Genomic DNA, 22,809 nt, shown 5'->3' on the forward strand with positions numbered 1-22,809 from the left:
CGGCGAAAGGCCTGCTACTCGTCTGAGCCGGAATATTCCTCCGTTTCCTCGAGAACCTGCGCCGAGACCAACCGCTCAGCCTCAAACTCCAGATTTGGGAAGCCGCTTCGTGGGAGCGACACGAAGTGAAACGGGCGCCCAGCAACGCTGCGCTGGATTCACCCGCCGCTGCTGCCTGCTCTTCTGATCGCACCAAGATCGCGCTGACGGTAATTGCTCGATGAACAGAATGGACCAGCCTTCTCCCGCGAGCGTGATCAGGTCCGAACCTGCAGCGGCGCGCAACTCAGTCCATGCGACACGAGAAATGCTAAGGCGTTCCTTCGTTGTTCACCATTTTCACGGGATATGATTCCGACTGCAACTCCACCTCGGAACGATCTTGTCTTATGGAGCAGCGAAACGTGCACGAATGTTCATTGGCAGGAAGAGGAATTCATCCTCTGCAAATGAGTAGCTGCATTAATGCAAGGCAGCTACCGCCCCTGAAGGACTCGGACAACCGTTGGCGTCAGCTGACCCCTCGCGCCTGCATTAAGGTCAGCGTGCTTTAAGCGACCAGAGATAATACCACGCGTTATCCGCTGACAATACACATTAGGCGCCCTCCGAGTGGTGACGCTCATGACCTTAGCTATAGCCTGGCGGGTGGATATAGATTTTTGACTTATTCGAGAGATGCAGTCCTGGACGAACTCGCTCCGAATGGCGGAACTTCCTTTCAACATTTCTCGATTGGCGGCATAACTATTAGCACTTATACCACATCCAGAAACAAAACAAGCCACAATAAACAAGAGAATTACCTTACGGCCAAGCATCTTCTACTCCATTTCGAGTGCAGCGCGGCTCCAATACGTCGAGGGCGCATTTAGCAGCGCCACGGCAAAGGCATGGTGAGATCAATGCGGTTCAGATCAGACATCACAGGTACATCATAGCTTCCTGCTGACTGTTGACAAGAAGAGTCGGCTGACACGAGGCGCTCCACGACCTCGATTTCCGGCAGATGGCTCCGCGGCGAGTACTGTAGCCAGACACTTTCGAGGCGACAACAGCGCAGCCGAAGAAGCTCTGAACCTGCTGAGGGACATGAACGTGGAAGGTCGACTAGATTTTGACCCGACAGGGAGACGGATGTCTTGATCGGCCCGCATCTGTGACGCTGCATCCGGCTCGCGGATCCCGATGTGAAGCAAACTACCTGCCGATCGAACAATGAGAACCACAACCACACTGGGAGGAACCAGTGGAATCAATCAATCGTTTCAGAGCCGCGGTCGTGATGGCATCCATCGTGATGCCCGGCAGCATTGCCGCAGCCATTGACGCCGAACGAGTGGCGGTTATCAATTTCGACTACTCCGACTCCTCCGGCGAGCCGGAGGATCAGACGGCGGAACATGCTGCGCGTCTCGTCCTTTTTCGCGAAACCCTGGAAGCAGACCTCGAAAAAGTGGCCTCAATGGCCACGACCACTATCCCCTGCATGGCGAACGGGTGCAGGGTTTCGATGATCCGTGCCGACGATCTGCTTCAAGAGAGTCGAGCAGCTGGCGTGGGCTTGCTGGTGTTCGGGGGCGTCCACAAGATGAGTACGCTCGTGGAAGGCGGCCGCGTCATGGTGCTCGACGTGGCGGAGAACAGGTTCGTCTTCGACCGCGTTATGTCCTTCCGAGGCGACGATGATGAAGCCTTCGTTCGCGCCGCCCGGTTGAGCGCACGAGACATCGCAGGCACTGTCCTACGGAGGAACAGAGCTCCGGAAGGCCGTCTAGAAACACGCAAGGGGATCCGCTAGCCTGGCGGAGCTTCGCCGTTTGTCCGTTGGTCGTGTCTCAACCCTCTCTGGCAGAGGTACCAGTCGCCACCTCAGAAACCTTTGTCTCGAGGATGCCGGCCTTGACTGCGATCCACACGAGCTGCGCGTCGGTGTTTGCGCCGGTCTTGGTCTTGATGATGTAGTGATAGTTCTGAACCGTCTTGAGGCTTAGCGAGAGGCGGTCAGCAATTTCGACCTTCGTCGTCCCGAGCGCCAGGAGGCGCAGGATTTCCGTCTCGCGCGTGCTCAGGTCGCTCAGTTGCGGCTCCCCGTTCAACCTGTCCTCAGCAAGTTCCCGAGCAATATCGGCACTGATAGCACGGCCACCTGCCACGACAGTGTCCACCGCTTGTAGAAGCTCCTCCGGCGGGCTGCTTTTCGTGACGAATCCGCGCGCGCCCGCGGCGAACGCTTTCAAAGCGTAAGCTGCGCCGGTATGCATGGTGAAGACGAGAATGCGTGCCCGCCCATCCCACTGCCGGATATGCCGCAGCGCCTCCAGCCCTCCCGGTCCGGGCAGCGACAGATCCATGATCACCAGGCTCGGAGCGGTGTCTCGGTACAGCCTGTAAGCCTCGGCCGCGTCGGTAGCCTCTGCGACGACTCGGGCACCTGATCGGCGCTCGAGCAGCCGGCGATACCCCTCGCGCACGATGGGATGGTCGTCGACCAGCATGATGGAGAGGGCAGTCATGCCAGCGCACCGCCCGCAGTTGCAGGAAGAACGGCGGCGACGCGCATGCCGCCGTTCGCTCCGCCGATCGACAGCGAACCGCCGAGCGAACCGATGCGCTCCTTGATCCCGAGGATACCGAACCCCGTCTTGCTGATTTCCTGTGGGCAGCCTCCGCCGTCGTCTGACACGACAACGGTCACATCGGCGGCCCCAGCGCGGCGGCAGACCTGCACGGTCACCTGCTGGGGCTGACCATGGCGGGCCGCGTTCGTCAGGCACTCCTGCACGATCCGGTAGATGTCGAGCGCCGCCTTTCCAGAGACATCCGCCAGATCACCGTCGACCTCCAGCGTAAAGCTGGTCCGACTTCCTTGAGTGACCGCCCAGCCCTGCACCATCAGCTGGAGGCTCGCCTCAAGCCCCAGCTCTTCTAGATCCGGCGGGCGAAGTTTGGCGAAGGCGCCGCGCAAGGTGGCCATCATCTTGGCGTTGATGCGTCCAATCGCCCGAGCCTCCTCCGCCAGGTCCGGCCGATCCGGCATTGCTCCTGCCTCGACGGACAGGGACAGGGCGCCGGCGGCTGTGAGGCATTGGCCAAACTCGTCATGAAGGTCCCGCGCAAGCGCCTTGCGCTCGTCCTCCTGAACCACGAACAGCTGTCGCATCAGCGCGGCTCGCTCGTCGGTGCGCTGCTGCAGCCGCTCGGCGAGGTCGTTGAAAGCAACGCCGATGCGTCGAAACTCCAAGGTCGAGAAGTGGGGCAACCTGCTTGTTTCGTCACCGCTCTCCAAGCGTTTAAGCCCGGAGATGATCGTCTGGACCGGCGAGAGCGCGTGTAAGACCGCCAGGGCGGCGAGGACAGACATGCCCAGGGCCATGCTGGCAGCAAGCGCCACAGCCATACGGAAACGATTCCAAGCGCGGGCCGCGGCTGCGACGGGATCGAAGGAAGCGCGGACCGGCCGGCTCGCCTCGCCATGCACTGAGGCCGAGACCTCAACAGGGGGGTTCGTCGGCGTGACCGCAGCATAGAAGCGGCGGAACCATTCGGGAGCCAAGGGTCCAAGCGTCGTCCAGCCGCTGCAAAGCCGGCGCCGCACACCTTGCCTGTCCTCCGCGGAGACGCAGACACCTGGAGACATCACAGAGACGATGTTGCTGGAAGCGCCGGACGGTTCTCTTGTGAAATCGAGAGGGCGACCCACACTGCCTGTCATGTAGGACCGCTCGATCACATGGCTGGCACGCTCAGCGGATTGTCGTGTCTCGACCCGGACGCCGTTTTGCGCCTCAACCAGGATCCAGGTTACGGCAGCTGCGAAGCAGATTATCGCGACGGTCAGAAGCCGCACCATCAAGCCGACAAGAAGCGACATCGAGAACTCTCCCGTTTGCTTTCTTCGCCGCCTCCCCACAGGCGCGGATGCCTAGTTGCCACCCCCAAAACATAGCGGCTCGATCAGATCCGGCCCGATCGGAGGTTCGCCCCGTACTCGTCCTGACTGATGATCTCGCCTTCGGCGGCCACGCGTTCCTGATCATCCTGCCGCAGTGAGTTCTGGAGGAAGTCGATCTTCTTCCAGCCAGGCACAGGCGCCTCGCCGGAAGCGTCTGGCACGTATCGCGATGTCCCTGCCCGCTCATGAGGATGGATGTAGCGGGGGCAGTTCACGAAGACATGCTCTACCCTTGCCCTGACGATCAACTCGGCCCCCGGGTAGGCCATCATCAGCGGATCGTCAGTAGTGATCGTCGCCGTTGCTTGCACCCTCAGACGATGCGGCTGCTGAAAGTCGATGAACAACATGCCGATCCGCGCTGTCGAACGGATATTGCCCATCGAGAGGTACATCCCATTCCCGTCAAAGCTCGGGAATGCAAGCGTGGTCTCGTCGAGGACGCGGACGAAGCCACGCCCGCCACCCTTGTAGGAGACGGTCGGCCAGCCGTCGGCGCTCAGGGTGGAGAGAAAGAAGAAGTCGCTGGCTTCAATGAAGGCGCGATGGTCGTCGTCGACACGCTGCCGGATGATCGCGCTATCCAGTGCATCAGCGAGTCGTCGCGTGCCGAACTGATCCTGAAGCTCCCTCTGATCTTCGGTATAAAAATTCACAACGCTCACCTTTGCTTTCCTGACCGGATACATCGTGGCTGCTTACGGTCGCCGTCGGCAAGTGCCGGGGCCACGATCGGGAAAATTGCCCGACGTTTCTCGGGAACGGTTCCCTGTCGTGGAGCGCACCGGCTCGCCATCTTGCCAGGTGAAGTACCTCCTGCGGCTACGGGACGGACGTGCGGTCCTGCCTTGGGCGCTGGGCAGGTGCGGTCATGAACGGAGAGAAAGATGATTCAGATCAGCATCCCTGCCCTTCTTGTCGCTATACCTCTGCTGGCAGCCGCGCCGGCGGCGCAGGCGCAGACAATCCGGGCCGTGATGCAGACCAGTGACCACGGTCATATGATCTACGACACGCTGTTTTCCCTCGACGAGACAGGGGCGCCGCAGCCGCAGATGGTGGGCGAGCATACGATTTCGACAGACAAGCTCGTTCACACCTTCACCCTGCGGGAGAACCTCGCATGGCACGACGGAAGACCCGTCACGGCCCAGGATGCAGTCTCATCAATCAAGCGATGGCTCGGCCGTGATGCGCTTGGTCTCCAGCTTGCAACGCTAATCCACGCCGTGGATGTGATGGACGAGCGAACGTTCGAGGTGCACCTTCACCGGCCGACCGAACTGCTCATCCAAGGTCTTGCCAAGCCGATCGACACGGCTCTGTACATCCTACCCACCGGGATTGCCGAAGCCGATCCCCAGGAAGCGATAACCGACTTTACAGGATCGGGACCTTTCGTGTTCCAGGAGACCGAGTGGCGCCCCGGCACGATCATGGTGTTCGAGAAAAACGAGGCTTACGTGCCGCGCCTCGAAGACGCATCGGGACTGGCGGGCGGAAAGGTCGTGAAGGTTGACCGGGTTGAGTGGATCACCATGCCGGACCCGCAACAGCAGGTGAACGCGCTCCTGAACGGCGAAATCGATTACGTCCAGATGCCGCTCATCGACCTCTTCCCGTTGCTGGAGCCCGATCCAGATGTCCAGCTGATCGAGACAGGCTGGCTTGCGGGGCAGTTGGCCTTTCGCTTCAACTGGCTGACGGAGCCGTTCGACGATCCCCAGATCCGCCAGGCGGCCTGGTACGCTCTGAACCAGTCGGACTTCCTGACATCTGCTATCGGCAATCCGGCGTACTACCGGGAGTGCAGATCCGTCTTCGCCTGCGGCACACCGTACGAGACAGAGGTCGGAATGGGCGGCCGCCTGCAGTCTGACTACGATAAGTCGAAGGAGCTCCTGGACCAGGCGGGCTACGACGGCACACCGGTCATCATTCCGCAATTCACCGGTCTCGGGTCGAACGTCGGTCCGGTCGCTGAACTGTTGCTGGAGCGCGGCGGGTTCAACGTCGAGCTTGAATGGATGCAGGGAGAAGCATGGAGCGAGCGCGTGACACGAAAGCAGCCGGCGAGTGCGGGCGGCTGGAGCGCCGTGGTGCGCACGCAGCGGGGGTCCAACATGCTGAACCCTCTGGACATCCCCATGCTCGACGCGAGCTGCGAGACCGCGCAGCCCGGCTGGCCCTGCGACAAGACCATCGAAGACCTGCGGACGCAGTTCCTTCAGGCGAGCAGCTTCGAGGAACGCAAGGCGCGGAGCGAGGCGCTGCAGCAGCGGGCAATCGAGATCTCCCCTTACGTTCCTCTTGGCCAGTACCACGTTCCAATCGGTGTCCGCACCTCATTGGAAGGCATCCTGCCTGCTCCGGTGCCGGTCTTCTGGAATATCTCGAAGAGCGAGGGTTGAGCGATGTCGGCCGCTAAGAGGGTCCACATCCGGTGCTTGGCCGGTTCATGCTGACCCATGTCGTTCGTGGTGTGATGGCTGCCGTTCCCGTCGTGCTTGTCGTCGTCATCCTTGTTTTTCTTTTGGTGCGGATTGCCCCTGGTGATCCAGCCGAGCGTCTTGCGGCCCGTGACAGCTTCAGTCTCAGCGACAGCGCCGACGTGACCTCCCGCGCCTCGGCCAGCTCCGAGCGAGCTGCCGACGCGCGCGCGCGCATGGGGATCGACCAACCGGTCCATGTTCAGTTCGGGGAATGGGTCAGTTTGGTCATTCGCGGCGAGTTCGGCGAGAGCTTTGTCTATCGCCAGCCCGTCGCGACACTGGTTTGGCAGAGACTCGAGCCGAGCCTGTCGATTGCGCTATTCACGACCGTGCTATCGGTGGCAGTGGGGATTCCATTGGGTGCCATAGCAGCCTGGCAGGCGGGCAGACTGGTCGATCGCGCCGTGCTCGGCTTTTGCGCTCTTGGCCTCTCTCTGCCTGCGTTCGTCGCCGGTTATCTCCTGATTTACCTCTTCGCGATCAAGCTCGCTTGGCTGCCCGTGCAGGGTTACCGTCCACTCTCCGAAGGCGTGGGCACCTGGGCGTCCCACCTCTTGCTGCCCAGCCTGTCGCTAACGTTCCTGTTCGCGGCTCTTGCAGCCAGCATGACCCGGATGGCTGTTCTGGGAGTTCTTCATGAAGACTATATCCGGACGGCCCGAGCGAAGGGACTGCCGGAATCGCTCGTGCTCTTTCGCCACGCGTTACCGAACGCAGCCAATCCGGTTCTGACGGTCATCGGAATCGGAATCGCGGTGCTGCTGGGTGGAGTCGTGGTTACCGAAAGCGTTTTCAACATTCCGGGCATCGGACGATTGACGACCGATGCGGTACTTGCCGGCGACTACCCGGTCGTACAAGCCGTGGTCCTGCTCGCCGCGCTCGTCAATGTCGGCGTCAACCTTGCTATCGACTTGGCGTACGGTCTCTTCGACCCTCGACTGCGCACATGACGGCGTCAGCAGGCGAGAGGCGCTTCCGGCGCTTCCGGTCCGTTGGGCTCGGCGCGGGGATGAGTGCCGTGTGGATCGCCCTCTTGATCCTGATTGCTGTCACCGCGCCCTGGCTGGGCACGAGTGACCCCCTGGCGATCAACCCCGCTATCCGCAATGTTGCTCCGGCAACCTGGGTGACTATCGCCGGTGTCGATGGCTCGCCAGTTTCTCGTTTGGCGCTTCTGGGCACAGACACGCTTGGCCGCGACCTCTTCAGCCGTGTCCTCTATGGCGCGAGGGTATCGCTCGCTGTGGGATTTTCAGTTGCCGCTCTAGCCTGCGCCGGAGGGCTCGCCATCGGCCTCCTCACTGGATGCGCCCGATGGGCTGACGCCCTGATCATGCGGATGATGGACGGCATCATGGCGATTCCTGGCGTACTCCTGGCGATTGCCTTCGTCGCCGCGTGGAGGCCGGGATTGGTGACCGTCATCGTCGCTATCCTTATTCCAGAGATCCCACGCGTGGTTCGCCTCGTGCGGTCGGTCGTGCTGAAGGTTCAGGGGGAGCCCTATGTGGAGGCGGCGATCGCATCGGGAACCCGACCGCTCAAGATCATGACGCGGCACGTGATGCCGAGCACTGTGGCGCCACTGATCACTCAGGGCACCTTCGCCTGCGTCTCCGCCGTTCTTCTCGAAGCCACCCTCAGCTTTCTCGGCATCGGAGTACCGAGCGACATCCCCAGCTGGGGCAATATTATGGCAGACGGTCGGCAGTGGTTCCGGCTCCAGCCGCACGTAATCCTGTTTCCCGGGCTCCTCATCACGGCAACAGTGCTCGCGATCAGCAATCTGGGCGACGCTCTGCGCCACGCGTCGAGCCAAAACCTTCGGCGGCGAGGCTGATGTTATTTCTGGATCATTACGAGTGGCTGAACCCGGGGGTCGTACGGGCTCGATGTCCGCTCTCGCCGAGATATCATCCTGCCGTTGCGATCATTGCCGCCGGGTGAGCGAAGATATTACAATCAGTGCGGTTCGTAGTCGACCTGATCTGGCGCTCGACAGTGGTCACGCCAAAAGGCTGGCTATAGAAGCTGGACGGGCTGGGCGCGGATGACGATGCTCTCCTGCCGAAACCGGTGTTCCGAGTCGCGGCGATAGTTGTGCCACCACGCTTCGTCGAGCTCGCGCACCATGACTTCGAGGATGACAATCTCGTCCCGGCTGGTTGGGTCGCCCTCTTGCTTCCACCAACCTTCGGCGGGAGCGCGCGTATACGCTGTCAGCCCGCCGAAGCGGCGGGTGAGCTCTTGGCTGACTGCCTGGAAGCTGTCTTGCGGCAGAGCGAACCCGTCATTGTCGTAGAGGGGAAGGAGAAGTTGAACGAGGTGCATTTGCCTAGAAGGTCCTTCCCGTAAGCCAATCAGGGTGGAGACGGCAGCTCAACGGGCGAACACTTGCGACCGCCGCCGCGCGAAATCATGGTCCGCAACAAGAGCCGCAACCGCCCTTGCGATCTTCGCACCACCTCTAAAGGAGGGCTCGATCGGACTGGCGAAATTGGCGTCCTCATTGCAGAGCAGGCGCAGATCGATCAGCGGCAGGCCGTGCCTGAAGGCTGCTCGAGTGATGACGTCGTTAAAGATCGTCAAGGCAGTGGCGGCGAGCCTGCGACGCTGTTGATCGGGAAAGCGCGCATCGTAAATCGTGCAGACAGATGTGAGCAGGTCCAGGCGCAGCACCGCGTGGAGCATTGCCCGGTAGTCCTGCTCAAACTGCTCCCGAACGTCGCTGATCCTGTCGAGAACCTCGGCCACTGAACGTGCGCCCTCATCAAGAAGCCCCGCTTGACTGAGGGCGTCGTTTCCCCCGACGCTGACGACGGGGTGGCTTGTATCCGGCTGGAGCCTTTGAAGCTGCCGCTCGACACCGGCCGTGACGGCGCCGTCGACGGCATTCAGTGTAGCACCCCAACCCTGCGGCAGGTGCTCCCGCAACTGCTGCACGACGTCGGGTCCGCCCGCGACATAGGCGGCGTTGTCGAAGATGGAGTCGCCGAGAAGAACGACATGCTGCATGGCGAGCTCCGTTGATGCGTCAGCCGCCGAGGATCGATCGAGGGCCGTGACCCAAAGATCGTGTTCTCATCTCAGCCGTCCAGGAATGACACAAGCGCCGCGTTGACCGCTGCGGCCTCCTCCCGATGGACCCAGTGGGTCGCTATGTCGAAAGTCTCCAGATAGCCGTGGTCGCAGAAAGCTAGGCTGCGTTGGGCAAGGCCGAACTCCAGCGCCTGATCCTGCATGCCCCACAAGACTAGGGTCGGGGTCCCGATCCGCTCCTTCATGATCGGGCGGAAACGGAGGGCCCGGTACCAGTTCAGCATGGCCGTGAGTGCACCCTGCTGCTCCCACGCACGCCGATAATCGGCCAGATCCTCGTTCGTGAAGGCATCCTGCCTGCTGGACCTCTCCAGCGCTCGGACCAGAATCGCAGAGCGACGCGCGCCTAAGATGATCTCGGGAAGCAATGGGAACTGGAAGAAGCCGGCATAGCTGCTGCGCAGCAACTGCGTCGGCGATCGCAATGCATAGGGGAACAGCGCCTCAGGATGCGGCGCATTCAGGATCACGAGTTTGTCGACCCGGTGAGGTAGTTTCGCCCCGGCCGCCCAGCCGACGATACCGCCCCAGTCATGGCCGACGAGGTGAAAGCGCTCATAGCCCAGTGCGTCAGCGAGACCGGCAACGTCGCCCACGAGCTTAGACAACCTGTACTCGCCAATGCCCTTGGGCTTGTCGCTGGTGTTGTAGCCTCTCTGGTCAGGGACAATGATCCGGAATCCGGCACAGGCAAGAGCCTCGAACTGATGGCGCCAGCCGAACCAGAAATCGGGAAAGCCGTGCAGGAGCATGACCGGCTTGCCTTTAGCCGGTCCGGCCTGGACCACGTGAAGCTGAATGCTTCCGACAGTGACAAACCGATGTTCGAGATCGAGCGAGATCATGGCCGTGCAACGCGGTTCTTGTAGAATAGATCCGATGCGACGAGCCGGGAGCTGACTCGACAGGGTCCAGACCGGGAGCCGGGGTGAGCCGTTACCCCTCCGCGCCAGGGAGCGCATTGGCGTGCCGTGGTTGGGCCGAAAGCAGAACGTCGGCTTTTAAGGCGATCCCGGTGAGAAAGCTGCCAATCGGCTTTCGACCCATGTCGGTCGATCAAGCGCAAACGGCAGATTTCCGCAAGCGGACCAGCCTGATGCCATCTTGAGGAGTTCGTTCAACGCCGATCGCGTGACGGGTCCTCGTTACCAGGCCCGCTTGGCTTGAACTTGCGCAGCGCACCGATCAGCCCATCGAACGTGTCGTAGGATCGCGCGTCATCGAGCGCGAATTCGGACAGATTGCGGACCCGTGTGACGATGGGATCGCCCGGCGCCCGGTAGTCGAGAATGATCGAGGCTTCGCGGGAGGCGTGGAGAACGACGAGCCTGTCGGCATCGTCCACGCGGTCGCGCCAGGGCGTCTCCCCGGCAGGAAAGCGGACGCGATCCGAGAGCTGGCCCAGCGTCGCGATGTATTCCGCCGGGGCCAAAGCCTGGAACAGGTGAACCTCGCCGTCCATGCCGTGTCCTTCGTCGTTGCCGTCGACGAGCGGCCAGTCCAGGAACCCGAAGGCGACCCCGCCGCCGTTCCGGGCGCAAAGGATGGCCTTCAGCGTGTCCGGCAGTGGCAGGCCGATCCGAGCTTCCGTCTCGGCGATGAGTGCATCGTCCGCCCTTGCCTTCGGCTTTGCGGCACCCTCGGTCCTGGCGGCGACGTTGGCATAGCGATGCGCCTCGCCATTCCAGAACACGGCCGGGCGCGCGTCCGGCGGCAGCGAGGACAGGGGCGCGGTGCGGAAGTCCAGTCGGACGAACGAGCCGGCCTTCTCCGGAACCGGACGACGAAGCTGCTCAAAAAAGCTGTCGAAGTCGTCGAAGGCGACGTCCTTCAGGTTGCCGTTCCCGTCGAAGTCCACGAGGAGGACGCGCGGTTCGGGGCCAGCATCGTAATCGAGAAGCGTCATGTCGCCGTAGCGGGCCTGGAGGACGATCAGCCTCGAGGCGTCCGCCGGGATCTCGTCCGGATCATCAGTCCAGTCGTTGTAGTGCTCCTCGACCGTGCGCAGCTTTTCCAACGGAGCTAGGCTAGAGTAGTCGATCGAGAAGGCGCCGCGCCAGTCGTTGTGCGGCCAGGGTCGGGGTTTCGCCGGCACGTACATCTCGCCGACATAGCCACCGTTGCTGATGCGGTAGAGCTGGCGCAACTCCTCCGGAAGGTGAACGCCGAAGCGCGTCTCGGTCTCCTCGATTTCGGCCGCCGTCGCGCCACGGGGCGGCTTCTCGAACAGGCGCCCCCTTCCCTCCATCGCCTCGTCCAGCGCATCCAACCGCCAGTGTCCGGGAGACAGGAAGAAGTTCGCCTTCGTTACAGGCGTCGGATCAACGCGAGGTGCATACTCGTCGTCGCCTGCAAAGGACTCAGCGGCCCTGGCGACGCCTTCCCGCAGCGTCGCGAGCGACGACCTTGGGCCATCCTCGCGCCGACTGATTTCGACCGAAAGGAGAAGGCAGGGCACCGTGATCGCGAGGGTTACAAGAATGTCAGTGCCAGTGAGCGGCACGATCTCCCGCGAACCGAACACGAACCGCGAGAGCCCGAGTCCGATCAGGTAAAGAACAGCAGCCACGGCCGCCTGAATGGGGAATGCGACGAGGGCGCTGAGCGTGATCGCTCGCACTCCCCCCGCGATCAAAGCGTGACGCCAGGATCGCCATCTGCCGAGCGCGTAGAGGACGGTGAGGATCGGCGCGGCGACCACGATCAGCCAAGGCGAACGGGATAACAATCCACTTGCCAGAAGAGAGGCGAGGACGAGAAGAGCCGTCCCGATCCGCAGCACGCGCGTTCGCTCGTCCATTTCACTTTCCCCGTTCGCCCGCGGAAGAAGGAAGGGCGAAGGCGGATAGGTTCAAGGTCAGCACCTTTCGGGTTCCCGAACGATGCGCGTCCGGTATCATGGAACGTGAACGCCCTTTAGCCAATCTGCCGAAGCGGCTCTACCTGGCCATCGGCGAGGATGCGGACGAAGGTCGGACGGTCGATCTGAGCCAGGATCGCGAAATGCTCGAGGGCCTTGACCCGCCGCACAGCGTCGATGTCGGCTTCGCCTCCGAGCATCAACGTGGGGAAGAAGCCATAGCACTCGTCGGTCTCCAGCGGCCCGAGGCGCGAGCGACAGCGTGCGTACAAGAGCTTGCGGTCCTTATCGAGAAAATCCATGTCGTGCTTTTCCCCGGCGAACAGGAAGGCCACAGCCCGGTCCTCATCGTCGATCCGCCGGCTCACGTCCTCCAGGACACGGCTGCGCAACCGAAGCTCCGGCAGGCTCAGGAACAACCGCTGGAATGTTTCGCTCCAGATGTAAAGTTCGCCGAACGCGCTATAGGCGACCACGTGGCAGCGGTCGGGGTCGAGTTCGGCATCCTTGCCGAAGGCAAGTTTCAGGACGCCTCGCATCTCGTCCGGCTGGCTGAGCCTGAGGAGCCCGCCCCAGAACTGACAGAGGCCGTAGCGCTCCCAGAACGTCAGGAGACCCTGCGGTACGCGACTCTGAAACGACTCGAGCTCGGAGGGCTCGAAGGGCCTTATGGACTCGGGCTCGCCAAATTTTTCGACGACGTACTGAAAGTCCTCGTGCATCGGCGGGTTCAACATTTCTGCTGTTTCACGAATGACTCCCGACGACGTCAGGTCTGCTGGTACACGGCAACGACTCGTTCGAAGTGGCGTTCCTGAAGATCGTCCTTCCGGATCACGAAATAAACGGTTCCCTCGACGAACTCGGCCTGCATCCAGTCCCCGACATCGAGCTGAAGCAGGAGCGTCCATTCTGCCGCCTCGGCCTTGATGGCCGGGTATCGCTCCTTCCAGACCTCACGGGAGAGATGCTGCACCCCGAATTTCGAGACGACGACCGCCTCCAGGCGGGGATCGTCCTGCTCGGGTTGGGGGCTGCCGAGAAGTTGTTGCCTTCGCCAAAGTTCCCTGGTGTATCCGTCGTGGTGCGCCTCCAGCGCTTCCTCGTAATCCTCGCGGAAGGTCTCGGCTTCACCGTCCTTGTCCGCAGTGCCGGAAGATAAAAGCTCTTCGGACTCCAGTGCCGCCGGATGGGGCAGTCGCCACGTCGCGGCCAAGGTCATCGGGCGCCGGGGAGCGCCGTAGTTCGTCCCGCCCTTCCCGTCCGGCCGCAGGTCGCCCAGCTCATCGAGCTCGGAGCGCGCAGCCGCGGCAAGGTCGTCAGGCACGGTTGCCTGCGAGAGGTTCCCGGTCGGCGAGGTGTCCCAGATCACTCGAGCGCTGCGCGTACCGGTGTTCCAAGGACCCGTCGGGAAGTCGTAGAAGAACAGTAGGCGCCCGTCGGAAGGAAGGTTTGCTGCGACGTCGCCGAGCTTTGCCGCTTCACCCAGGTCGACCTGCGCGACGAACGCATAGGGCAGACCCATTTCGATGTGCGCAAGCATCTCCTGCCCCATCTCTGCGTTTGCCCGTCCCGTCAACTCGCGCGCGTCGGCAAGCGGCGTCGGACGGGGCCAAACGAATCCGGCCGGGACATCGGGAGTGCCACCGATCTGGCTGCCTTCGGCAACGGGGCCCTCAGGCCCGGCAGGCTTGAAAACAATGGCTGGCACCAAGGCCTCCACCACCTGTTCGAGACGCGGCGGATCGAATGCCTTCCCAAGCGCAGCCGCAGCTTCTGCAAGTCCGTCGAACATCGTATCTCCTAGAGGTGACCGAGCTGAACCTGCTTCGACTCGTGCGGGCCAAATCGACAATCCCTTCATAAGGTAGCAGGCTGCCGAAGGGCAGGCATCCTGCGGCCCAGCATCGCCATAAAAGCGGGTTTATGAGGTTCTCGAAAGAGGGATTCATCTAGGCACCAGTCTCGGCAACAATGCGCCGATGGTTACTGGAAGAACTCGGTGCATTGGCGCCCTTTAGGCAGAATGGTCCCGACTTCTAGCTAGAACCGGAACGAGAAGTCGAGGCGGGCTCCGTGGTCTTTGGCGCCGTCCCCGAATTGTCCGTTGTACGATAGGCCGAGGGTCGCGTTTTGGCTGAAGTCAACGTCGAAGCCCGCCTCGGCGATGGCGGCATCCTCGGCGATCGGCACGCCCGCGACGGTAAAGGCGGCGCCGCTGGCGAAGGCGTTGGTGGCGAGCGGCGTCGTGTCTCCGAAGGCGTGCCGCCAGCCGACCGTGCCGCGAGCGGTGGCGTTCATGCCGCCGAGGTCGAACGCGGTGGCGGCACGCAGACCGAGTGTCGAGAAGCTCGTCTCGGTGTCGTCTCCCCGGCTCGTGAGCGCGGCCGCTCCCCCGCTCTCGCTGAAACCGTCCGTATCGAGATGGACGTAGGCGAGTCCGGCGAAGGGCTCGAAGGCGATCGCGCCGACGTCGATGCCGTAGCCGATCTCCCCGAAGACCTGCGCCGTCGCGGCGTCGGTGTCGGCTTCCAGGCCGTCGGCAAAGCCGAGGAAGTCCACCGAGCGCTGCGTCTCGATCTCGTGGAAGCTGTAGGCGGCACCGGCGCGAACACCAAAGCCGCCGAGTTCGGTGCCGCCATAGACGCCGACATGATAGCTGTCGACGTCGGCCGCGAAGGACCTGGCGCCGACATCGATGTCGGAGGCGCTGTAGCCGGCCATGAGGCCGATCCTGAAGCGCTCCCGGACAAGGCCGTCAAGTCCGACAAGGACGCCGCCGGTATCGCGATCGAGCTTGGCGGCATTGCCGTCACCCGAGCTCTCGCCCCACGAGCCGAAGCCGGAGAGCCAGACCTGCGGCCCAAGCCCCGGAGACATCGATGCCAGACCCTCTCTCTGACCCGAGGTGGAGGCGAGGTCCGACTGGGAGAAGGCGGCACGGATGCGGTTCGTGGCCGCATCGCGGACGAACCGCGATTCCTCGATCAGCGCCGTCTTCACCGAGGCATGACCCTCTCCGGAGAGTTGGTCGAAGGCGGCGCGGGCGTTGGTTGCGTCGAGCTGCACCACGGCGTCGAACACGGCGTTGCCGGAGTTCAGGCTCTCGACGCCCTCGGCGGCGGCGATCTGGTTGCGGGTCTCGCCCACCTCGCCGAAGCCGACGTCGTTGCGCTCCAGGGTGAGCGTCACGTCGTTGGCGCCATAGCCGAGCATCGGGTCGAGGAAGGCAAAGCGCGAGGAGACGGCGTCGAAGGTTCCGGCAACACCAGCCCCAGCAGTGAGGATCGTGTATGTCGAGGTCGGATCGTAGGCACCGGTCATCCCGACATGGACCACCGAGCCTCCCTCGAGGAAGGCGGTGCCGGTGACGGCGATCCGGTCGCTGTCGGTGCCTGCCGGGTTCACTTCGACCTCGTAAGCCGAGCCGGCCAGGAAGGTCAGGTCGCCGGCGACGCTCAACGTGCCGATGGAGTTGCCGGGGGCGACCGTGGAGCCGGAGGCGAGTGTCGTTGACCCTACGGTGCCGCTGCCCTGGAGGCGTCCGCCGTCGCCAACCAGGAGCACGCCTCCGAGCATGTCGTCCACGACCAGCGTGGAGCTGGTAACCGTAGAAAGGCCGGCAAAGCCGGAGCTGTCGCCGGTCAGCCGCACCGCGCCGCCGCCCGTGAAGGAAAGCTGTCCCGCACCCGAGAGAGAGCCGGCATAGGAGCCGCCTACGGCTTGGTCGAAGATGAAGCTGCCTCCCGTGCCGATGGCGACATCACCGCGGAAACGGTCCGAGGCGGAGACCAGACGGCCGGCCTCGACGCTCCAGTCCAGCGAAGAGATGCCGGCGAGCGTCAGCGTGCCGGTACCAAGCTTCACCAGCGTGCCGTCGGTGCCGAATGCATTGGCGACGGAGCCGGAGAGCAAGGCGTCGTATCCGTTGGTGTCGATCCTGCCCTCCAAGGAGGCCAGCAGGACGGAGCGGGCGCTGGCAAATCCGCCGCCGTAGCGCATAGCGCCGCCCGCCAGCGTCAGGCCGCCGGCGGCTGTGCCGAGATTGCTGTCGGAGGATACTTGCAGGACACCGCCCTGGATCTGCGTCCCGCCGCCGTAGCTGTTGTCCCCGGTCAATACCAGAGTGCCCTGATCGCTCTTCACCAGGGCACCTTCGCCGGTGAGGCTGGAGGAGATCGTCGCGGTCATCGTCGCGCTTGCCGCCGAACCGTCGCCTACCCGAATGGCGGTCGCGCCATTGGCGCCGACCAGCTCCAGCGAGCCACCGGTGAGCTGGTATCCCCCTGAGGCGAACTGCAAGCCGGTAGCCGCGAGGCCATCGGCATCGAGGACGACGGTTCCGGCAGCGCCGCCAAAGACGGCGAGGCTTGGGTTTGGCTTGTAGGGTCCGTTGACCGCCCCGTCCATGCCCGTCCAGTTGCGCCCGCCGAGCGTCCAGGCCCCGGAGCCGCCATCTATCGCATCGTTGTCGTGCAGAACCGCATTGCCGCCGTCCCAGAAGGAGAGCGCCGCGCCAGCCGTCGAGACGAGGTTTACCTGCGCAGCAAGCGCGGTCTGCACGGAGAGGTCCGACGCCTGGACATCGCCGGGCGTCCCGCCGAGGGTCAGACCGTTGTCGGTCAGGACACCGCCATAGTCGAACAGCCGATAGATCCCGGCACCGAAGCCACCGGCATCCATGACGTTCAGCGTGCCGTCAAGCGTCAGGTCGCCAGCGACGTCGAACAGCGTCGGATCGCCCGCGGCCCTCAGCGAGACGTCGAGGGTCGATCCTTCGGCGAGGGAGAGCGAACCCATCTCCAGCGTCCCGCCCGCCACACCCGCGAGGGTGCTGTCGCCAGCCACCGTCACCGCGCCGCTGATCGTTCCGGATCCGGCCAGCGTCCCCGCGTCGTCGATCGCCGCATCACCGCCAAGCGTGCCGTTCACCGTAAGGACGGCGCCGGAGACCGTCGTATCCCCTCCGAGGATCCCCGCAATCGTCAGCGTCCCGCCGGTAACAGCAGTGTCGCCGGCATAGCCCGACGAGTCGCCGGTGAGGCTCAGCGCTCCGCTCCCGGTCTTGAGGAACTGTCCGGATCCGGAAAGAGCGCCCGCATAGAAGCCGCCTACGGCTTGGTCGAAGGTGAGGCGCCCGTTCGTGCCGATGGCGACGTCACCGCCGAAACGGTTCGCAGCCGTTGACAGCCCGCCATCGTCGATCGCCCAGTCCAGCGAAGAGATGCCGCCGAGTGTCAGCGTACCCGCGCCGCGCTTCACCATGCCACCGTCGGTGCCCGAGAGACCTCCGATGGAGCCGGCCAAGGTCGCGTTCACCGCCTGATCGAACACCACCGTCCCCGCGTTGGAGACGTCGCCGGAGGTCGCGACGGCATCGCCGATCAAGGTGCCAGCCTCGACGATCGTGTCGCGATAGGCGTTAGCCCCACCAAGCGTCAGCGTACCGGTGCCCAGCTTCACCAGATCGCCGACGCCGGAGACCACGCCGTCGAGACCAAGAACCACGCCGCTCGAGACGTCGAAGACGCCGTCCGACGCAAGCGAGACGGCACGCAAGGTGTCGAAGCTTCCCGTCGCCGCCAGCGCGCCGCCGCTGAACGTCAGCCCGCCGGAGGAGGCGCCGAGATTAGCGTCGGCCTCGACCCGCAACGTTCCGTCAGCGATAGTCGTGCCGCCCGTGTAGCTGTTGCTGCCCGACAGAACCAGCGTGCCGAGATCGCGCTTCACCAGCGCGCTTGCGCCGGTGAGGCTGGAGGCGATCGTCGCAGTGACGCCGCCGCCCTGTGCCGTCCCGTCGCCGACCCGGACGATGCTCTCGCCGCCCGCGCCCTCCAGCTCGATCGGGCCACCCTGGATCCGGTAGCCATCGGCCGCGAACTGCATGCCGGTCGCGGCAAGCGCGCCGGCGCCCGTGTCCACGGTGACCGTTCCGGCCGATCCCTGGAACACCGCGAATGTGGGATTGGGCATATACGGCCCGTTGATCGCTCCATCCGACCCAGTCCAGGCGCGCCCGGCGGCCCGCCAGGTGCCCGAGCCGCCGTCGACGGTGCCGTTGTCGTGCAGCGTCGTGGCGTCGCCGTCCCAGAACGACAACGTGGATCCAGCCGCCGACACCAGGTTCACCACTCCCGCGACGGCGGTCTGCACCACCAACGCGTCCGCGGGGACACCGGTCGGCGTCGCGCCGACCTCCAGCCCCAGGTCGGTGAGGTCGCCGCCATATTCGATCAGGCGGTAGATACCCGTTCCGAAACCGCCCGCGTCGGTGACGTTCAGCGTGCCGTCCAGCGTCAGGTCCCCGACGATGTCGAACAGGGCCGTATCGCCCGGCACCCCCAGCGTCACATCGACGATCGAGGTCGCGCCGAACGCCACGGTGTTCATCGACAGGGTCCGGCCCTGCACGCCGATCAGCGAACCGTCATCTATCGTGACCGCGCCGCCGATCGTGCCTGCGCCGCCGAGTCCGCCGCCATTGGTGACACTGACCGTGCTGGAGCCGTCGCCAAGGCTGCCTTCGACGCGCAATGCACCGCCCGTAACCGACGTCGCGCCGGAAAACCCGGAACTGTTTCCGGAAAAGACCTGTACGGCGGTGCCCCGCTTCGTCAGCGTGCCGGAACCGGTGAACGCGCCCGCATAGGTGCGGCTTGTCCGATCGCCGCCGAAGGTGAGGCTGCCCGTGCCGGTGTCGATCGTGGCGGTGCTCGACGAACCTGCGAGACCGGCGACCGTCAAGGCGCTGTCGCCGAGGTTCGCCGCGCCATCGTTGGTCAACAGGCCGATGCCGCCGAGCGTGTCCCGTACCGTGAAGAGCGCCCCGTCGGTGTTGAGGACATCGCCGTCGATGGTGCCCGCGGCTAGAACACTTCCGGCGTTGGTAAGATTCCCGGTGAGTATCCCGGAGCTTTCGAACGTGGCGTTGTTGATCACGTCGCCGGTGACGGTCCCGCCATTGACGAATGTGGCGTCATTGGTGACGTCGGACGTGATGCTGCCGGTCCCGGAGATCGACAGTCCGCCCGCGAATATCGTGGTTGGGCCCGTATAGGTGTTGGCGCCGGACAGCGTGAGGGTGTTCGTACCCTCCTTCGTGAGCGAGAGCGGGCCCGCGCCGTCGGTGATGACACCGGAAAACTCAGTAGCGTCGATCCCGGAAACCTCCAGCCTCGCGGCGGCCGCGCCGCTGGTGACCGTTCCGCTGCCGAAAAGGTTCGCGATCCTCGTCGCGAAGCCGTTCAGGTCGAGCGTGGCGTCCGCCGCGACCGTCCAGGTGGCGCCGTCGTTCCCGAAGAAGCTCGACCCGATGCGGCCGCTGCCGACGCGCAGCGTCCCCGCATCGACGGAGAACTGCGCCCCCGGACGGTGTCTGATGGAGGAAAACTCCGGGTTGTGGCCGATAACGACCGCTCCCCCAGCACCTGCCACACCGAAGCGGATGGTTGCGTTGTCGCCGAAGTCGTAACCCTCGGCGGGTGTGAGCGTCAGCACCGTCCCGTTCGCTGCGGCGATCGTGCCGGCCGCGTCGTTTCCCCAGACGATGTTGGGGTTGGCGAGCATCAACGTGTTGTCGGCGACGAGGATACCGGCGCCCGTGAAGTTGATGTCGCCCGTGCCAAGGGCGTCGGCGTTGTCGATGCGCAGCGTCCCCCCGTCAATCGAGGTCCCGCCGGTGTAGCCGTTGCGGCCGGCAAGGTTGAGGGTACCGAGATCTGCCTTCACCAGGCGGCTGCTTCCGACGAGTTCGGAGGCCACGGTTGCCGTCATGGCCGCACCGTCGACCGAGCCGTCGCCGACGCGTACGACCGTCTCGCCGTTCGCGCCGGCCAAGCCGACTGGGTCGCCCTGGATTTGGTAACCGTCGGCGGCGAACTGCATGCCGGACACGGAGATCGGCCCCGCATTGTCATCGACAGCAACTGTCCCGCCAGTGCCCTGGAATACCGCGAAGGTGGGGTTTGGGCGGTAGGGGCCGTTGACCGCCCCGGTCGTGTCGGTCCAGTTGCGCCCATCCGCCCGCCAGTCGCCGGAGCCGCCGTCGATCGCGCCGTTGTCGTGACGGGCCGCATCGGCGCCATCCCAAAAGCCGAGATCTTGCCCCGCAGAGAAGACGAGGTTGACGCGCCCTGGCACGGAGGTCTGGAGCGAGAGATCAGCCGCGGCGACTCCGGTCGGCGTCGTGCCGATCTCCATTCCCTCATCGGTGAGGGTTCCGCCGTAATCGAACAGCCGATAGACGCCCGCGCCGAAGCCGCCGGCATCGGTGACGGAGAGCGTTCCGTCGAGCGTGAGATCGCGGCCCACGTCGAAGAGCGCCGATGATGACGGGGTGCCCAGCAGCACGTTCGTCGTCGAGCCGGAGCCGAGAACGAGATCGCCGTCCACCGTCAGGGTCTGACCGCGCGTCCCCAGCAGAATCCCGCCGCCGTCAACGTTTAGCGAGCCGGCGATCGTGCCGACGCCGCCAAGGGCGCCGAACTGGGAGACGTTTACTTGGGCGCGGTTGTCGACCGTGTCGCCGAGGGTGCCGTTCACCCACAACGTGCCGCCCAAGTGGTCGAGCGTACCGGTGAAGCTCTCTGCGGCGGTGTTCGTGCCGGTCAGGGTGGTGGTTCCCGCCAGATGACGAATGGAGCCCGGACCCATGATCGTCGGCGCAAAATCGAGCGGCGTGCCGTCTCCGTTGTTGTTGTGGTTGAACACAAGCGTGCCGCCTTGACCAAGGTTTACGGTCGCCGTGTCTAGCATGCCCGCCGCCGCCGCCGTCTCCACTGCCGCCGCACCGATGTTTAACGTGCCGTTGCCAAACGCGCCGATCACCGCCTCGGCCGCCGATATCCGGCCTCCCTCGGCTACGGTCACCGTGCCCTCTCGGCCGTTGCCGACATAGAGGATGCCGGAATTGGTCCAGGTGGAGCCCGCGCCCGTCACCGTCGCCACGCCCGTCGAGTTAGTGCCGACAAAAGCGTCCGCGTTGCTGACGGCTCCGCCATCCGCCACGGTCAGTGTTCCGTCGCCACTAACTCCCAGAAACAGGCGCCCGTAGTTTGTCCACGTGGACCCGACACCCGAAACGGTGACGGCGCCGGCCCCGCCTGGACCGGTGCCGACATAGCCGGCCGTATTGCTGACCACGCCGCCATCGGCGACGGTCAGCGTGCCGCGCCCGCTGTTCCCGACATAAAGTAAGCCGCTGTTCGTCCAGCTCGAGCCGTCGCCCGCGACCGTCACCGCACCCGTGGAATCCGTAAGACGGCCGACATAACCGTCGGTGTTGCTCACCGCCCCGCCGTCCGTGACGATCAGCGCGCCGCTGCTTGCCTCGCCCACCGAAAGAAAGCGGCTGTTTCTCCAAGCCGAACCAACGCCCGTGACTGTCGCGATCGACGTGCCGGTCGAGTTACGAAGAGAGCCGATGTAGCCGGCCGTGTTGCTGATCGTCCCGCCGTCGGCGACCAACAGCGCACCGTTTCCGGACGAACCGTCATCGACGCCGACCCTGACATTTTCGCCGTTGACCAAGTTGGAAATGAGCCCGGAGACCGTCAGGGTGCCGCCCGCGATATCGGTTCCGCCGGCGTAGTTACCCCCTTCCCGGAGAGCCAGCGTGCCGTCGCCGAGCTTCAACAGGCCGCCCGAACCCGAGAGCGCGACACCCGTGGAGACATCGAATCCATTGGTGTCGATCCGCGCACCGAACGTATCGAGCACGACCCTCCCGGATAGAATGGTCGACCCTGGTGAAAGGTACGAGAACAGGTCGTTCTGGTCACCGGTCAGGCGAAGTGTGCCGCCGTTGAAGGTGAATGTGCCCTCGCCGCTACCAATGGCAACTTGTCCGGTCTCCAGCACCCCGCCGAAATCGAGGACGACTGCGCCCCTCGAAAGCCCACCCCCGGCGATCCAGGTCTCATCCGATCTGACCACCCCACCGTTCGCCACGGTGAGCCTGCCGTCGCCGCCAGACCCAACCACGAGTAAGCCACTGTTCGTCCACGTGGAGCCTGCACCCGTTACTGTTACCGTGCCGGTTGTAGAAAAGCGTCCGGCGATAGCGCCGTCGCCGTTGCTGACGGTGCCCCCGGCCTGAATGCTCAGCGTGCCGTCGCTGGAGTCGCCGACAACCAGGAACCCGTTTCCCAAGTCCCACGTGGGCGAAGTTGCCTGGGCCGGTCTGACGTCGCCGGTTGTGACGACGCTCTGGGCTGGGGCTGTTCCTCCCGATGCCAACAGCGCCGCCACCGAAACCCCGGCCAGCCATCGGGCCCGCGTGCGCTGTCCCATCACCCCTCGTCCCCCTGCCGTGCGGAAAGGGCGCCCGTCCTGCCCCGGACTTCGCAGCCGACACGCCCCGGCGCTCGGTGTTCCCCAGAACCTTGATCGATACGGAATAT

Annotated in this window: 14 protein-coding genes and 1 pseudogene; 4 read left to right on the forward strand and 11 right to left on the reverse strand. The window is 64.2% G+C overall.

Features of this window, described 5'->3' with window-relative positions; all coding sequences use genetic code 11:
- The first annotated feature begins 1,249 nt into the window (after nucleotides 1-1,249).
- Nucleotides 1,250-1,801, forward strand: a complete 552-nt coding sequence (locus tag GGR03_RS11240) for a DUF2380 domain-containing protein (protein WP_183208074.1) — start codon at nucleotides 1,250-1,252, stop codon at nucleotides 1,799-1,801.
- Nucleotides 1,802-1,838: 37 nt separating this feature from the next.
- On the opposite strand, the gene GGR03_RS11245 is transcribed toward GGR03_RS11240, so the two are convergent.
- The 3 genes from GGR03_RS11245 to GGR03_RS11255 all read right to left on the reverse strand — a co-directional run bounded on the left by GGR03_RS11245 (nucleotide 1,839) and on the right by GGR03_RS11255 (nucleotide 4,620).
- Nucleotides 1,839-2,516 carry a response regulator gene (locus tag GGR03_RS11245; RefSeq protein ID WP_183208076.1) on the reverse strand — a complete coding sequence of 226 codons (678 nt, stop codon included), beginning with the start codon at nucleotides 2,514-2,516 and terminating at the stop codon, nucleotides 1,839-1,841.
- Nucleotides 2,513-3,874 (reverse strand): ATP-binding protein, encoded by a 1,362-nt coding sequence (locus GGR03_RS11250; protein ID WP_183208078.1) that lies wholly within the window; start codon nucleotides 3,872-3,874, stop codon nucleotides 2,513-2,515. The genes GGR03_RS11245 and GGR03_RS11250 overlap by 4 nt, the downstream gene beginning before the upstream one ends.
- An 83-nt stretch (nucleotides 3,875-3,957) precedes the next feature.
- Nucleotides 3,958-4,620, reverse strand: coding sequence for a pyridoxamine 5'-phosphate oxidase family protein (locus GGR03_RS11255; RefSeq protein WP_252920220.1), 663 nt, complete (start codon nucleotides 4,618-4,620; stop codon nucleotides 3,958-3,960).
- 222 nt (nucleotides 4,621-4,842) lie between these two features.
- Here GGR03_RS11255 and GGR03_RS11260 point away from each other — a divergent pair, with 222 nt between their 5' ends.
- The 3 genes from GGR03_RS11260 to GGR03_RS11270 are packed head-to-tail and all read left to right on the forward strand — an operon-like array spanning nucleotide 4,843 to nucleotide 8,290.
- Entirely contained in the window at nucleotides 4,843-6,366 is a 1,524-nt protein-coding gene (locus tag GGR03_RS11260; RefSeq protein ID WP_183208082.1) for an ABC transporter substrate-binding protein, read from the forward strand.
- Nucleotides 6,367-6,413: 47 nt separating this feature from the next.
- Nucleotides 6,414-7,400: an ABC transporter permease gene (locus tag GGR03_RS11265; protein WP_183208084.1), complete on the forward strand. Its 987-nt coding sequence runs from the start codon at nucleotides 6,414-6,416 to the stop codon at nucleotides 7,398-7,400.
- A gap of 59 nt (nucleotides 7,401-7,459) precedes the next feature.
- Nucleotides 7,460-8,290 (forward strand): ABC transporter permease, encoded by an 831-nt coding sequence (locus GGR03_RS11270; RefSeq protein WP_246367904.1) that lies wholly within the window; start codon nucleotides 7,460-7,462, stop codon nucleotides 8,288-8,290.
- Between the two features lie 182 nt (nucleotides 8,291-8,472).
- Here the strand turns inward: GGR03_RS11270 and GGR03_RS11275 are convergent, their stop codons facing one another.
- The 8 genes and pseudogenes from GGR03_RS11275 to GGR03_RS24895 form a co-directional block, all read right to left on the reverse strand.
- A complete protein-coding gene (locus GGR03_RS11275; protein WP_183208088.1) occupies nucleotides 8,473-8,781 on the reverse strand; it encodes a hypothetical protein in 309 nt (102 codons plus the stop codon).
- Nucleotides 8,782-8,829: 48 nt separating this feature from the next.
- On the reverse strand, nucleotides 8,830-9,465 hold the full coding sequence (locus GGR03_RS11280) for an SGNH/GDSL hydrolase family protein (RefSeq protein ID WP_183208090.1): 636 nt from the start codon (nucleotides 9,463-9,465) through the stop codon (nucleotides 8,830-8,832).
- Between the two features lie 71 nt (nucleotides 9,466-9,536).
- Entirely contained in the window at nucleotides 9,537-10,394 is an 858-nt protein-coding gene (locus GGR03_RS11285) for an alpha/beta fold hydrolase (protein WP_183208092.1), read from the reverse strand.
- Between the two features lie 272 nt (nucleotides 10,395-10,666).
- Nucleotides 10,667-12,349, reverse strand: a complete 1,683-nt coding sequence (locus GGR03_RS11290; RefSeq protein WP_183208094.1) for an SMI1/KNR4 family protein — start codon at nucleotides 12,347-12,349, stop codon at nucleotides 10,667-10,669.
- A gap of 116 nt (nucleotides 12,350-12,465) precedes the next feature.
- A complete protein-coding gene (locus tag GGR03_RS11295) occupies nucleotides 12,466-13,131 on the reverse strand; it encodes a GAD-like domain-containing protein (RefSeq protein WP_183208095.1) in 666 nt (221 codons plus the stop codon).
- Nucleotides 13,132-13,178: 47 nt separating this feature from the next.
- Nucleotides 13,179-14,204, reverse strand: a complete 1,026-nt coding sequence (locus tag GGR03_RS11300) for a DUF1963 domain-containing protein (RefSeq protein WP_183208097.1) — start codon at nucleotides 14,202-14,204, stop codon at nucleotides 13,179-13,181.
- 248 nt (nucleotides 14,205-14,452) lie between these two features.
- On the reverse strand, nucleotides 14,453-22,342 hold the full coding sequence (locus GGR03_RS24290; protein WP_252920221.1) for an autotransporter domain-containing protein: 7,890 nt from the start codon (nucleotides 22,340-22,342) through the stop codon (nucleotides 14,453-14,455).
- A pseudogene (locus GGR03_RS24895) lies at nucleotides 22,343-22,699 on the reverse strand (hypothetical protein); the annotation flags it as partial.
- Nucleotides 22,700-22,809: the final 110 nt, after the last annotated feature.

The sequence above is a fragment of the Aurantimonas endophytica genome, from assembly GCF_014196845.1.
Lineage (GTDB): Bacteria > Pseudomonadota > Alphaproteobacteria > Rhizobiales > Rhizobiaceae > Aurantimonas > Aurantimonas endophytica.

Excerpts from the sequence above, each read along its gene's own strand:
- GGR03_RS11245 (WP_183208076.1), bottom strand. The coding sequence starts at position 2,516 with ATGACTGCCCTCTCCATCATGCTGGTCGACGACCATCCCATCGTGCGC.
- GGR03_RS11250 (WP_183208078.1), bottom strand. The coding sequence starts at position 3,874 with ATGTCGCTTCTTGTCGGCTTGATGGTGCGGCTTCTGACCGTCGCGATA.
- GGR03_RS11260 (WP_183208082.1), top strand. The coding sequence starts at position 4,843 with ATGATTCAGATCAGCATCCCTGCCCTTCTTGTCGCTATACCTCTGCTG.
- GGR03_RS11265 (WP_183208084.1), top strand. The coding sequence starts at position 6,414 with ATGCTGACCCATGTCGTTCGTGGTGTGATGGCTGCCGTTCCCGTCGTG.
- GGR03_RS11270 (WP_246367904.1), top strand. The coding sequence starts at position 7,460 with ATGAGTGCCGTGTGGATCGCCCTCTTGATCCTGATTGCTGTCACCGCG.
- GGR03_RS11275 (WP_183208088.1), bottom strand. The coding sequence starts at position 8,781 with ATGCACCTCGTTCAACTTCTCCTTCCCCTCTACGACAATGACGGGTTC.
- GGR03_RS11280 (WP_183208090.1), bottom strand. The coding sequence starts at position 9,465 with ATGCAGCATGTCGTTCTTCTCGGCGACTCCATCTTCGACAACGCCGCC.
- GGR03_RS11285 (WP_183208092.1), bottom strand. The coding sequence starts at position 10,394 with ATGATCTCGCTCGATCTCGAACATCGGTTTGTCACTGTCGGAAGCATT.
- GGR03_RS11290 (WP_183208094.1), bottom strand. The coding sequence starts at position 12,349 with ATGGACGAGCGAACGCGCGTGCTGCGGATCGGGACGGCTCTTCTCGTC.
- GGR03_RS11295 (WP_183208095.1), bottom strand. The coding sequence starts at position 13,131 with ATGCACGAGGACTTTCAGTACGTCGTCGAAAAATTTGGCGAGCCCGAG.
- GGR03_RS11300 (WP_183208097.1), bottom strand. The coding sequence starts at position 14,204 with ATGTTCGACGGACTTGCAGAAGCTGCGGCTGCGCTTGGGAAGGCATTC.